The organism is Arsenophonus endosymbiont of Crataerina pallida, assembly GCF_964020125.1.
GTDB lineage: Bacteria > Pseudomonadota > Gammaproteobacteria > Enterobacterales > Enterobacteriaceae > Arsenophonus > Arsenophonus nilaparvatae.
Genome location: NZ_OZ026540.1, coordinates 1,669,953 through 1,683,045, shown reverse-complemented (window position 1 = coordinate 1,683,045; position 13,093 = coordinate 1,669,953). Strand labels below are relative to the sequence as shown.

General features: G+C 37.8%; 11 protein-coding genes. 6 read left to right on the top strand and 5 right to left on the bottom strand.

Features of this window, described 5'->3' with window-relative positions:
* Positions 1 to 9: 9 nt before the first annotated feature.
* The 3 genes from AACL31_RS09095 to aspA form a co-directional block, all read right to left on the bottom strand.
* On the bottom strand, positions 10 to 1,770 hold the full coding sequence (locus tag AACL31_RS09095) for a protein-disulfide reductase DsbD (RefSeq protein WP_339053951.1): 1,761 nt from the start codon (positions 1,768 to 1,770) through the stop codon (positions 10 to 12).
* Positions 1,771 to 1,934: 164 nt separating this feature from the next.
* Positions 1,935 to 3,251, bottom strand: a complete 1,317-nt coding sequence (locus AACL31_RS09090; RefSeq protein WP_310512710.1) for an anaerobic C4-dicarboxylate transporter — start codon at positions 3,249 to 3,251, stop codon at positions 1,935 to 1,937.
* 134 nt (positions 3,252 to 3,385) lie between these two features.
* Entirely contained in the window at positions 3,386 to 4,810 is a 1,425-nt protein-coding gene (aspA, locus tag AACL31_RS09085) for an aspartate ammonia-lyase (RefSeq protein ID WP_310512709.1), read from the bottom strand.
* Between the two features lie 383 nt (positions 4,811 to 5,193).
* On the opposite strand from aspA, the gene AACL31_RS09080 reads away from it, so the two are divergent.
* The 4 genes from AACL31_RS09080 to AACL31_RS09065 all read left to right on the top strand — a co-directional run bounded on the left by AACL31_RS09080 (position 5,194) and on the right by AACL31_RS09065 (position 8,560).
* Positions 5,194 to 5,697 (top strand): FxsA family protein, encoded by a 504-nt coding sequence (locus AACL31_RS09080; protein WP_032116136.1) that lies wholly within the window; start codon positions 5,194 to 5,196, stop codon positions 5,695 to 5,697.
* A gap of 171 nt (positions 5,698 to 5,868) precedes the next feature.
* Positions 5,869 to 6,162, top strand: a complete 294-nt coding sequence (locus tag AACL31_RS09075; RefSeq protein ID WP_032116137.1) for a co-chaperone GroES — start codon at positions 5,869 to 5,871, stop codon at positions 6,160 to 6,162.
* 47 nt (positions 6,163 to 6,209) lie between these two features.
* Positions 6,210 to 7,847 (top strand): chaperonin GroEL, encoded by a 1,638-nt coding sequence (gene groL / locus AACL31_RS09070; protein ID WP_310512708.1) that lies wholly within the window; start codon positions 6,210 to 6,212, stop codon positions 7,845 to 7,847.
* A 371-nt stretch (positions 7,848 to 8,218) separates the two neighbouring features.
* Positions 8,219 to 8,560 (top strand): DUF4156 domain-containing protein, encoded by a 342-nt coding sequence (locus AACL31_RS09065; RefSeq protein WP_310512707.1) that lies wholly within the window; start codon positions 8,219 to 8,221, stop codon positions 8,558 to 8,560.
* On the opposite strand, the gene epmB is transcribed toward AACL31_RS09065, so the two are convergent.
* The gene (gene epmB, locus AACL31_RS09060; RefSeq protein ID WP_310512706.1) at positions 8,517 to 9,638 is read right to left on the bottom strand and encodes an EF-P beta-lysylation protein EpmB; all 1,122 of its coding nucleotides are present in this window, start codon (positions 9,636 to 9,638) and stop codon (positions 8,517 to 8,519) included. The two genes, AACL31_RS09065 and epmB, sit on opposite strands and share 44 nt — an antisense overlap.
* 44 nt (positions 9,639 to 9,682) lie before the next feature.
* On the opposite strand from epmB, the gene efp reads away from it, so the two are divergent.
* Complete coding sequence (efp, locus tag AACL31_RS09055) at positions 9,683 to 10,249, top strand: elongation factor P (RefSeq protein WP_310512705.1); 567 nt, start codon at positions 9,683 to 9,685, stop codon at positions 10,247 to 10,249.
* A gap of 184 nt (positions 10,250 to 10,433) precedes the next feature.
* Here the strand turns inward: efp and cstA are convergent, their stop codons facing one another.
* Positions 10,434 to 12,545, bottom strand: a complete 2,112-nt coding sequence (gene cstA, locus AACL31_RS09050) for a pyruvate/proton symporter CstA (RefSeq protein WP_339053950.1) — start codon at positions 12,543 to 12,545, stop codon at positions 10,434 to 10,436.
* Positions 12,546 to 12,934: 389 nt separating this feature from the next.
* Here cstA and AACL31_RS09045 point away from each other — a divergent pair, with 389 nt between their 5' ends.
* A complete protein-coding gene (locus AACL31_RS09045; RefSeq protein ID WP_310512703.1) occupies positions 12,935 to 13,090 on the top strand; it encodes a hypothetical protein in 156 nt (51 codons plus the stop codon).
* Positions 13,091 to 13,093: the final 3 nt, after the last annotated feature.

The window sequence follows — 13,093 nt, the reverse complement described above, 5'->3', positions numbered from 1 at the left end:
CGTGCATGTTTATTTCCCTTGCCGTTGCGTAATTTGTTCTAAATGCTGATAGAACATTTTGCTATTCATAAAACCATAAACCCGTGAATTAGGTAATTCGATGCCTTTATCATCATAGAAAATAATGGTGGGTAATCCATAGACATCGAGATATTGTAAAAGAGATTTTTGTTCAGCATTATTTTCTGTCACATTGGCTTGCAGTAATAACATATTATCCAGTTTACTTTTGACCTTGGGATCACTAAAGGTATATTTTTCAAACTCCCTGCAGGCGACACACCAATCAGCATAAAAATCAAGCATAACTATTTTGCTAGTATTATTGTTTATTGCTTGTTTGATTTCTTGCCAATTTTTTACCTGTTTAAATTTTAAATCCATATGGCCTTGTGGTTTTGATATGGCTGGTATTTGCCAAATTCCATTTTGTAGCGGCTGGGCTGCTATGATAGCCAACAGTAAAAATAAGATCTGACCAATCCGCGCCCAGCCGTTATGTTTCTTAAGTAATAGAATGAACACCCATATACAAAATGCAGTTATTAATAAACTGCTTAACCTAAGACTCCAGATCTCGCCAAAAATCCGCTCGAGTAAGAAAATGGGTAACGCTAAGATCACAAAGCCAAACGCTTCTTTAACATATTGCATCCAAGGGCCGCTACGAGGAAGTAGTCGATGGCCAAATAATATTATGCCAATAAGTGGCAGCCCCATACCTAATGCATATAGGTAAAGTGTTAGACTTCCGATTGACAGATTTCCGCTTTGGGCAATATAAAGCAAAATAGCACTGAGTGGCGCTGTGGTACAGGGAGAACAGATAAGTCCGGCCAGTGCGCCCATAATAAATACACCAAAATAAGATCCTGCTTTTTGGTGGTCGCTCCAATTAATCAGTTTTGTTTGCAGTGAAGATGGTAGCTGTAGGTTATAAAAACCAAACATCGAAAATGCCAGCAGAATAAACAGAACGGAAATTATGATCAAAACATAGGGGTGCTGAAGTGTGGCTTGAAATGATAAACCGGCCGCTGCAACAATTAGCCCCAATAGGGTATAAGTGAGAGCCATTCCTTGAACATAACTAAAAGCTAACCAAAAAATTTTTATTAAACTTTTGGGTCTTTGCTTACCTAATATAATACCTGAAATTAAAGGGTACATCGGTAAGACGCAAGGAGTAAATGCAACACCAATACCGAATAGCAGTGCCCACAAAGGTGAAAAAGGTTGCTCTGTTTTTCCGCTAGTCGCTTTTTTCGCTGACGAGTTAGCGTTTGGTTGAACAAATTTACTGGTGGCTAGAGATTTTTTGGTGGCAATGACGGAGCTAAGTGGAATAATTTTTGTTTCTGGTGAATAACAGTAGCCGGCAGCTGCACACCCTTGATATCTCACTTCAATATTGGCTTGGTCTGTGGCACTGATAATAGGAATATTAATAACTAAATTATTAAAATAAACAACTGTTTTACCAAAAAATTCATCTTCATGATATTTTCCTTTTGGTAATTGATATTTACCGAGCTTGGCATGATTGGGAAGGAATTTTATCTGTTTTTGATAGAGATAATAGCCGGGCTGTATTTGCCAGTTCACTATCAATTTGTTCTCTTTTTGTTCAAAATCAAACACGAAGGCTTGATCAGCAGAGAGCAATTGATTCATTCCTCCTTTTTCAAAAATAGCATATGCTGCGGTTGATAAAAGGAATGTCCCACACAGTATTAGTAATAAGCCTAAAACATAAACACGTCTCTGCATAATAGATTTAAAAATAGCTGTTAAGTTTAAAATAAGATAATTATTGAACTATAACCTACTGTTTATCGATTGTAAAAGTTTTAGTGGCTAATTTGTTTAAAGAATATTGATTGTTACGATAAAAATTCAAGGACTTTAGGTCCTTGAATCAGATTTTTCTAACATTAAAGGATGATGCTACCAAACAAAAAACCGAAAAGGACAGATAGGCAAACACCAATAGTGCCAGGAATAAAAAATGGATGATTAAACACAAAGCGACCAATGCGAGTCGTACGGGTGTCATCCATTTGAACAGGGGCAACTAATGTTGGATAGGTTGGTAAAACGAAGAGACCCGAAACCGCAGAAAAAGAGGCAATCGCGGTTAATGGACTGACGTTTAAAGCAAGAGCCATGGGCATTAGCGCCTTAGCCGTTGCAGCCTGAGAATAGAGGAGTGCAGAACAGATGAAAAATATCACCGCTAGCATCCATGAATGATTATGAATAAGTTGACCGGCAGTGGCTTTTATCCACTCAATATTAGCCTGGACAAAAGTATCGCCTAACCATGCTACGCCTAAAATACAGATACAGGCACTCATACCTGCTTTAAAGGTACTAGAATTTAAGATAGCATCTGTTTTAACATGGCAACTTAGTGTAATTAAGGTCGCTACACTTAACATAATAATCAAAATTGCATTGGTCGTATTCATTAGTGGTGTTTCAATTAGACCAAGACTGGGGCTATTAATCATGGCATAAATAACCACACATATGACACCTAGCAGAAAAAATAACACTGACTTTTTCGCGCCAGCTTTAATTTTTTTAGACTGACAACCTCTTAATTCAATTAATCCGGCGGCTAAACGTTGTTGATAAATGCGATCATCAGCCAGTTTAGAATCAAAGCACCAAGAAATAATGAATGACATAAGTAAAATAGCTAAAAAAGTTGCCGGTAAGAGAATCGCTAGTAAGCTAATATAGCTAATGGGTTTACTAACCATGGCAGGATTTTCCATAACCGAAGCAATATAGACCACAGCCGCTGAAATCGGTGATGCAGTGATGCCGATTTGTGCCGCAACAACAGCTGTTGATAAGGGCCGGCAGGGTTTAATACCATTTTCTTTAGCAACTTCTGCAATAACCGGTAAAGTTGCCAATGAAATATTACCTGTACCTGCAAATAAAGTCAGAAAATAGGTAACGATCGGTGCTAAGATGGTAATGTATTTAGGATTTTTACGAAGTAATTTTTCTGTTTGATCAATCAAATAATCTAATCCACCGGCAATTTGCATGGCCGAGATAGCGGCGATAACAGCCATAATAATGGAAATAACATCATAGGGTATTGTTCCTGGTTTAACGCCTAAAATTGCCAGCATCAAGACGCCAAGACCGCCAGCAAAGCCTATACCGATACTTCCTAGTCGTGCTCCCAGAAAGATGGCCAGCAGAACAATAATAAATTCTACGGCTAACATAATGTTTACTCCTTAAAGTAATTGATAATATTTTGTTTGTTTTTTGTATATGCATAAAGTAAAAGGCACGCTTCTTTGCAGAGAGCGTGCCTTAAAAATTAAGACGAATTAATTTTTATTGTTAACATGCTAATTTAGTCATCAAAGCGTTTCGCTTTATACTGAGGATTTTTTAGATTTTCAACAGAGAAAATATCGTCTAATTGTTCTTCTGTTAGTAAACCTCGCTCTAATACTACTTCTCTAACATTTTTACCTGTTTCAGCGCATATTTTACCGACGATATCGCCATTATGATGACCGATAAATGGATTAAGATAAGTGACAATACCAATCGAATTAAAAACATATTTTTCGCATATTTCTTTATTGACGGTAATACCGTTAATACATTTTTCCAGTAAATTACGGCAAGAATTATTCATTAATGAAATAGATTCAAAAATTGCCTGGCCGATTGCCGGCTCCATCACATTTAATTGCAATTGTCCTGCTTCCGCTGCGATAGTAACACAAGTATCGTTGCCAATAACTTTGAAGCATGCTTGATTAACCACTTCAGGGATAACAGGATTGACTTTAGCAGGCATAATAGATGAACCCGCTTGTAGTTCGGGTAGATTGATTTCTTTTAAACCAGCACGAGGGCCGGAAGAGAGTAGGCGAAGATCATTACAGATTTTTGATAGTTTAACGGCTAAGCGTTTTAATCCTGCATGTACTGTAATATAAGCACCACAGTCGGAAGTTGCTTCAATTAAATCTTCTGCCGGAATGCAGGGCAATCCTGTTACTTCAGCTAATTTTTTTACCACCAATTCTTGATAACCGGCAGCGGTATTTACTCGGGTTCCGATTGCGGTTGCACCAAGATTGACTTCAAGTAATAATTCACTAGCGCGGTGTAAATTTTTTATTTCTTCTTTTAATAATGTAGCAAATGCATGAAATTCTTGCCCTACTGTCATAGGAACCGCATCTTGTAATTGGGTGCGACCCATTTTAAGAATATCTTTAAATTGGTTGGCTTTTTGTTCAAAACCTTCTTGAAGTAGGGTAATTGATTTAATTAGGTTAGTAATAGAGTTATAAACCGCAATTCGAAAGCCGGTTGGATAGGCATCATTAGTTGATTGACTCTTATTTAAATGGTCATTGGGATCTAAATATTGGTATTCACCTTTTTTATGTCCCATTAATTCAAGACCAATGTTAGCCAGGACTTCGTTAGTATTCATATTTAATGATGTACCGGCTCCCCCTTGAAAGACATCTACTGGAAACTGATCCATGCACTTGCCTTTATCTAAAATTTGGTCACAGGCATTAACAATCGCATCTGCTTGTTTTTGTGGAATGGTTTTTAGTTCTTTATTTGCCATTGCCGCTGCTTTTTTTACCATTACCATTCCACGAATAAATTCGGGTACATGATTAATAGTTCGGTCGCTAATATAGAAATTCTCGATCGCACGCAATGTATGAATACCATAATAGGCTTCAGCAGGTACATCTCGTTTACCTAATAGGTCTTCTTCAGAACGGATACTTTTAGACATACAAACCTTCTTAAAATTAAATAGCGATTTACTAACTGAATATGTAATGTAATAGTAAAAATGGATTATATTAACGTCAGATTTGAAATTAATAATTAAGATTTTAATTATAACCGTGATATATATTCCGAAATAGTGGTATTGTCATAAATATGGAATACTATATATGCATCTTAGTGGATTAAATATGATATGTGTGATCACATTCACATAACCCATTAAAAACATTAAAATTTTTTATCATTGAAAAATGTATGATAGATCTGCATCATATAGGTATTATCGGCTTATAAAGCAAATATTGTGATATTCATTTTTTTAAGCCAATTTATCTTGCTAAGTCAAGAGGCTAGCGTTTTATTAGCAAATATTAGGAGAATTGTATGCGTTGGTTTCCATTCATACTTTTATGCCTGTTAATTTATATCGAAGCAGTTATTTTTGTTAGAGTTGCTGAGAGCATAGGTGTATTAACCACTTTAATATTGGTCGTTTTAACTTCATGCCTTGGAATTTCTTTAGTAAAAAGTCAGGGAATTAAGAACTTATTGTTAATACGTCAAAAATTAGCTGACGGTGAAAATCCGGCCGAGGAGATGATTAAGAATGTGGCCTTAGTGATTGCAGGTATTCTGTTAATCATACCTGGTTTTTTTACGGATTTTTTAGGTTTGTTACTACTATTTTCTCCGATCCAAAAACTGATAGTCGTGAAGCTTATGCCACATATTCATTTTTATTCTGCCGGGGCAGCTAACGATAATTTTAACCGTTCTTCAAAAGGGCATACCTATGAAGGCGAATTTGATAGAAAATCTGATTCTCCATCAAACAGCATTAAACATGAAGACAAATTTTCTAAAAAAGAAGATCATGATGATAAATAATACTAACGATTTTGTTTTTAAAGTAGAAAGAAAAAATGAAAAATTTTTTGTATACCCCCTTGAACTGATTTTAATTGACCCCATTTCGTCAAACAGGGTACTGGTTTAATAAGACATACTAGTATCATCCTTATTTACCTTATATGGATTTTATTTATAGGAGATCTATTAATGAAGATACGTCCATTGCATGATCGGGTTATCATCAAGCGCGAAGAAGTTGAAGCTAAATCTGCTGGAGGCATTGTTTTGACGGGCTCTGCTGCTGGTAAGTCAACTCGAGGCAAAGTGCTAGCTGTTGGTAACGGTCGCATTTTAGAAAATGGTGAAAATAAACCGTTAGATGTGAAAGTTGGCGATACTGTTATTTTTAACGACGGCTATGGCGTGAAGACAGAAAAGATTGATAACGACGAAGTATTGATTATGTCAGAAAGCGATATTCTGGCAATTGTTGAAAAATAATTTCTCGCTTAGATCTTCAGAATGAATGAATTTAAAGGAAAGAAACAATGGCAGCTAAAGACGTAAAATTTGGGATTGACGCCCGTGCAAAAATGCTTCGTGGAGTGAGTATTCTTGCTGATGCAGTTAAAGTTACTTTAGGTCCGAAAGGCCGTAATGTAATTCTGGATAAATCTTTCGGAGCACCTTCAATTACTAAAGATGGTGTGTCTGTTGCGCGTGAAATCGAATTAGAAGATAAATTCGAAAATATGGGTGCCCAGATGGTAAAAGAAGTTGCATCTAAGGCAAATGATGCAGCAGGTGATGGCACAACCACAGCAACAGTACTCGCTCAATCGATTGTTAGCGAAGGTTTAAAAGCGGTTGCTGCCGGCATGAACCCAATGGATTTAAAACGCGGTATTGATAAAGCGGTTTCTGCGGCAGTTGAAGAATTGAAAAAATTATCTAAACCGTGTGCTGATAATAAAGAGATTGAACAAGTCGGTACGATTTCGGCTAACTCTGATAAAACCGTCGGTGAATTAATTGCTAAAGCAATGAAAGCAGTTGGCAAAGAAGGTGTTATTACCGTTGAAGAAGGTTCCGGTTTAGAAGACGAACTAGCTACTGTTGAAGGTATGCAATTTGATCGCGGTTATTTGTCTCCTTATTTTATTAATAAGCCAGATGCGGGCTCTGTCGAATTAGAAAATGCCTATATCTTGTTAGTAGATAAAAAAGTTTCTAATATTCGTGAATTGTTACCTGCATTGGAAGCTGTCGCTAAAGCAGGCAAATCGTTGTTGATTATTGCTGAAGATGTTGAAGGTGAAGCCCTGGCGACATTGGTGGTAAACAACTTACGTGGTATTGTAAAAGTTGCTGCGGTAAAAGCCCCTGGTTTTGGTGATCGCCGTAAAGCCATGTTGCAGGATATTGCTATTCTAACCAAAGGTGCTGTTATCTCTGAAGAGATCGGTATGGAGTTGGAGAAAGCGACGCTAGAAGATTTAGGTCAAGCGAAACGTATCGTTATTAACAAAGATAACACCACTATTATTGATGGTATCGGTGAAAAAAGCACGATTAAAAGCCGTATCGAACAAATTAAGCAACAACGTGATGAAGCAACCTCCGATTATGATCGTGAAAAATTACAAGAGCGTATTGCCAAGTTATCAGGCGGTGTTGCGGTGATTAAAGTAGGTGCTGCGACTGAAGTTGAAATGAAAGAGAAACGTGCCCGTGTTGATGATGCGTTGCATGCAACTCGTGCAGCCGTAGAGGAAGGTATTGTTGCTGGCGGCGGTGTTGCTCTGGTTCGTGTTGCAGCTGCATTAGATAAGTTGAAAGGTGACAACGAAGATCAAAAAGTTGGTATTGATATCGCCCTTCGCGCGATGGAATCACCTATGCGCCAAATTGTTGAGAATGCGGGTGAAGAATCAGCTGTGGTTGTTAACAATGTTAAACAAGGTAAAGGCAACTACGGTTATAACGCTTTAACTGAAGAGTATGGCGACATGCTTGACATGGGTATTCTGGATCCAACTAAGGTTACTCGTTCGGCTTTACAATTTGCTGCCTCAATCGCCGGTCTTATGATCACAACTGAAGCTATGGTAACTGATTTACCAAAAGAAGATAAAGCTGATCTAGGTGCTGCTGCTGGTATGGGTGGTATGGGTGGTATGATGTAAGGTATTAAAATCCTAACATCGTTATCCTTATCACGAGAAGAACCCTGAGTTTAACTTTTGACTCGGGGTTTTTCATTATCAAATTTTTATCTGTTTGCAATTTGATTTCATTAAGGGTTTGCTAGCGGCTGGTTATTGGCTTTAAGTCTATTTTTTCACATAAGATGATTTAATTTTGCGATAATATGATTTAACCGAGTATATTTACTAGAATAGGGTAAAATGTTGTTAACACGCTGGTATAAAAGATTGATGGCCAAACTATTTGGCTGGATATTATGTTGTTATTGATAATAAGCTTAATTTGGCAAAAAAATTCGGTAATGTAAGCGTTGATATTAATATATAGCTAAAAGTAAATGAGGAACAACATGCGAATTAAAGTATTGCTTAGTGCCACACTATTTGTCTTGGCTGGCTGTTCAACAACCAATAAAATTACCACCGCGGGTGAAAAAGTTCGTTTCGTTAATGCCCAGCCAGGAAGTGAATGTCGGCATTTAGGGTCGGTTACCGGCACCCAAAGTAATTGGCTTAGTGGCGTAAATAATGAGTCTAGTTCACTGCGTGGCGCAGCAAATAATTTACGCAATAAAGCTGCTGAGATGGGAGGTAATGTTATTTATGGCGCTAATAGCCCAACGGAAACGTTACTCTCGAGTTTTATTCCTACTGACAGTAAAATGATAGGACAAGTTTATAAGTGTCCATAACGCATGCTAAGCATGATCCTGAATAATATAGGATCATGCGTTTTATCATGTAGCTAAATTGTAATTGTAAGTCAATCGGTGTTTTACTCAATTTTCCACCTATTTCTCTGGTTAATCTCGGTACCAGATAGCCTGAGATACGGGTAAGCAGTTCTTTCATTATGATGCGAGCCTCTTCATCCGTTACCATAAAATGGGCGGCACCTTGGACTTTATCTAATAGATGTAAATAATAAGGTAGTATGCCGTTTTCAAACAGTTTATTACTTAATTTAGCGAGACAGTCAGCATTATCATTCACACCGCGCAAAAGTACACTTTGATTTAATAAGGTAACACTTACCTGTTTTAACTGTTCCATCGCGCGACTAAACTCACTGTCAATTTCGTTGGCATGATTGATATGAGTCACCATAATAATCTGTAATCGAGAAATATTGAAACGTTGGCAAAGTGTTGTGGTAATGCGAGCAGGAATAACCACCGGTAATCGGCTATGGATCCTAAGCCGTTTGATATGAGGGATAGTTTCTAACTGTGACATCAGCCAATCTAACTCATGATCTTTTGCCATCAAAGGATCGCCGCCTGAAAAAATAACTTCATTAAGCTCAGTATGGCGTTGAATATAATTTAATGCAGTCTGCCAATTTTGTTTGTTGCCTTTGTTTTCTTCATACGGAAAGTGACGCCGGAAGCAGTAGCGGCAATTAACGGCACAACCTCCTTTCACTAATAGTAGGACGCGATCCTGATATTTATGTAATAATCCTGGAATTGGACTATTTTGCTCATTTAACGGGTCAGTCGAAAATGTTGGCGTAAGATTAAATTCAGATTTTAGCGTAATAACTTGCCGTAAAAGGGGATCATTGGCATCACCGATCCGCATTTTTGCAATAAAAGGGTGAGGTACGCGCAGCGGAAATAAAGCACGAGCAGCACTTCCAGCACGCAATTCCGGATCATTTTGTAGTGACAGTAATCGTAGCAATTCGTCAGGATCAGTGACAGCTTCTGCAAGTTGTTGTAGCCAGACTTCTCTGGCAGGGCTTTTTTGAGTTACAATATTAAACATTTTTTGGCTATGCCATTTTTACTTAAAAAATTTAGAGGATTTCTATGGCTACCTATAGTACCAATGAATTTCGCTCAGGTCTTAAAATCATGTTAGATGGCGAGCCTTGTGCAATTGTGGAAAGCGAATTTGTCAAACCAGGCAAAGGGCAAGCGTTTGCTCGCGTACGGATCCGTAAATTAATTTCTAATAAGTTATTAGAAAAAACATTTAAGTCAACTGATTCTGTCGAAAATGCTGATGTTATGGATCTGAACTTGACCTATCTATACAGTGATGGTGAGTTTTGGCATTTTATGAATAATGAGACTTTTGAGCAACTAGCTGCTGATGAAAAAGCGGTCGGTGATAATGCAAAATGGTTAATCGATCAAGCTGATTGCATTGTTACATTATGGAATGGACAGCCTATTGCTATCACGCCACCGAATTTTGTTGAACTGGCAGTGGTTGATACCGATCCGGGTTTAAAGGGGGATACAGCAGGTACTGGCGGAAAACCGGCAACATTAAGTACCGGTGCGGTGGTAAAAGTTCCGCTATTCGTTCAAATTGGTGAGGTAATTAAAGTTGATACCCGCTCCGGTGAATATGTTTCTCGGGTGAAATAATATTTAGCTAATCTATCGCTTTTAATTAAAGGTTGTTTGTTAACAATGAATGGAGTGATAGGAGCATTATTTTTTATTGCTAATAATAGCCTGAAAATTTCAGGCTATTATTGTTTCCGCAATATTTTCTATTATCTTAGCTATTGATTTATCTGTTTGTTATTAGCCATTAGTGATTTAGGACTTAGGTATTAATAATTCGCTGTGGATTCACAATAATGTTCTCATCATTTGCCGCTATTGCTAAGTAGGGTGTTTCACGGCTGATCGGGATGGCTGATTTGAGCGCGCTTAAAATCGTTCTGATTGAAAACAATGCTAAAATCACCACCGTGATCATAAAAAAACTGGTCAATCCTGCATCGACACGATTATTAAAAACTAATTGCACTAACTGAGATTGGCTATATTGTGGCGGAATATTATCGCTGTTAATTAGCGACTGAAATTTGTTGGCAATGGCCAAAAAACCGATACTAATATTTTTACTAAATACTTTCTTCCAAGCCGCTGTCATCGTACAAATGATCAGCCAACTGGTAGGTAATAGGGTTACCCAAGCATAAATATGTCGTTTCATTTTGAATAAAACGACGGTGCAGAGCATTAACGCCATACTTGCTAGCATCTGATTGGCAATACCGAACAGTGGCCATAATGTATTGATACCGCCTAATGGATCTACTATACCTTGATAAAGAAAATATCCCCACGCTAACACACAAAGTATTGTGGCAATAACATTGGCAAGTAATGAATCGGTTCTTTTTAGCGGTGGTGATATAACACCTAATAAATCTTGCAACATAAAGCGTGCAGCTCTTGTTCCAGCATCGACAGCGGTTAAAATGAATAACGCTTCGAACAAGATCGCGAAATGGTACCAGAACGAGACATTGAGTAAGCCGCTAAATGCACTATGTAGTAGATAAGCCATCCCAACAGCCAGGGTTGGTGCCCCACCGGCTCTTGAAATAATAGATTGTTCTCCAACTTCGTTAGCAATGTTGATTAGGGTTTCTGGTGTAATATGAAATCCCCAGCTACTGATTATTTGCGCCGCGGAAGCCACCACGTCAGAGGTTCCAACCGGCGCTAACATTGACATTGGGCTATTCATTGCAAAATAGACCGCGGGATCGATGATGCAAGCCGCAATTAATGCCATGATAGCGACAAACGACTCCATTAGCATGCCACCGTAACCAATCAAACAGGCCTGATTTTCATTTGCTAACATTTTTAGTGTTGTACCTGATTCAATCAAAGCATGAAAGCCCGAAACGGCACCACAGGCGATGGTAATAAATAGGAAAGGAAATAGTTCACCAGACCATACTGGTCCGCTACCATCAATAAATTGGGTCAGTGCTGGCATTTGTAACGTAGGACGAGTAATGATAATGCTGATAGCCAGTCCGATAATGGTACCAATTTTTAAGAAAGTTGATAGATAATCTCGTGGCGCCAATAGTAACCAGACAGGCAGCACTGCAGCGATAAAGCCATAAATGATCAGTAGCCAGGTTAGCTGAATACCATCGAAATCGAAATAATAGGCCCAACTTTCATTTTTGCTAACCCATTCACCTGAAACGATAGCAAAGATTAAGAAAGTAAAACCAATAATTGAAATTTCACCAATTTGGCCAGGGCGAATATAACGGATGTACACCCCCATAAAAATGGCTAGCGGGATGGTAAAGGCTACCGTGTAAGTTCCCCAAGGGCTATGCGTTAAGGCTTTTACGACAATCATGGCCAAAACAGCAAGAATAATCACCATAATCATAAAGCAAGCAATAAGGATCGTGATCCCTGCGATATTTCCCATTTCGGTTTTTACCAATTCACCAAGTGAACGTCCATCACTGCGAACAGATACAAACAGTACCATCAGATCCTGCACTGCACCAGCAAAAACAACTCCCGCTAATATCCACAGCATACCAGGCAAATAGCCCATTTGGGCAGCAAGCACTGGCCCAACTAAAGGACCCGCTCCGGCAATGGCAGCGAAATGATGACCAAATAGGATTTTTTTATTGGTTGGTACATAATCTAAGCCATCATTATAGCGAAGAGCGGGAGTCATGCGAGTCGGATCGATAGCAAGAACCTGATTGGCGATATAGCGCTCATAGTAACGATAGGCAATTAAGTAGATACAAACTGCCGCAACAACAATCCATAATGCGTTAATTTGTTCACCTCGATTGTGGGCAATATAACCCAATGAAAAGGCACCTAGCAGAGCAAAAATAACCCAGCTCAGAGGTTTAATAACGTTATTCATATTAGCTCCATCTAATGTTGTTATTAGTAAAAAAGTGATGATCTCCATTCTTATAATCTATTTTGCTTAAAGCTCAACTAGCTGAAACGTGCTAACCGATGAGATGTAAAAATTATTTTGCATAATTGTTAATTAGGTCACTTTCCTATTTGCTGTGAAACAGGCTAGTTGTATCGTTTTTTATTTGTAACTAATAATTATTTTCTGTAAAAGAGCATGATTAGAAATAATTAATTTTTCTATGTTTAAATGGACTATTCATTTTGCTTTATTAATTTAGTTTGAGCGGGATTAAATAGCATTTTTTATTTTTTTTAATAAATAATAAGAATAACGCCAAATAAAAGCAGTAAGCACAGAAGTTATTTTTTAATAAGGGGTATTGTTTAGTGCATCAACTTGCTATTTTCCACCAAAAAGTATCATTACTTTTTAATCATATTGGTCTTGAACCAATAGAAAAAACATCCAAACAGGAAACTTTCAGTTTAACTATTGATAATAAATTTGACTTTTATTTGGGGTTAATTGATCAGTTTGATTGATAT

Coding starts and splice junctions, on each gene's coding strand:
- AACL31_RS09095 (WP_339053951.1), bottom strand. CDS start 1,770: ATGCAGAGACGTGTTTATGTTTTAGGCTTATTACTAATACTGTGTGGG.
- AACL31_RS09090 (WP_310512710.1), bottom strand. CDS start 3,251: ATGTTAGCCGTAGAATTTATTATTGTTCTGCTGGCCATCTTTCTGGGA.
- aspA (WP_310512709.1), bottom strand. CDS start 4,810: ATGTCTAAAAGTATCCGTTCTGAAGAAGACCTATTAGGTAAACGAGAT.
- AACL31_RS09080 (WP_032116136.1), top strand. CDS start 5,194: ATGCGTTGGTTTCCATTCATACTTTTATGCCTGTTAATTTATATCGAA.
- AACL31_RS09075 (WP_032116137.1), top strand. CDS start 5,869: ATGAAGATACGTCCATTGCATGATCGGGTTATCATCAAGCGCGAAGAA.
- groL (WP_310512708.1), top strand. CDS start 6,210: ATGGCAGCTAAAGACGTAAAATTTGGGATTGACGCCCGTGCAAAAATG.
- AACL31_RS09065 (WP_310512707.1), top strand. CDS start 8,219: ATGCGAATTAAAGTATTGCTTAGTGCCACACTATTTGTCTTGGCTGGC.
- epmB (WP_310512706.1), bottom strand. CDS start 9,638: ATGTTTAATATTGTAACTCAAAAAAGCCCTGCCAGAGAAGTCTGGCTA.
- efp (WP_310512705.1), top strand. CDS start 9,683: ATGGCTACCTATAGTACCAATGAATTTCGCTCAGGTCTTAAAATCATG.
- cstA (WP_339053950.1), bottom strand. CDS start 12,545: ATGAATAACGTTATTAAACCTCTGAGCTGGGTTATTTTTGCTCTGCTA.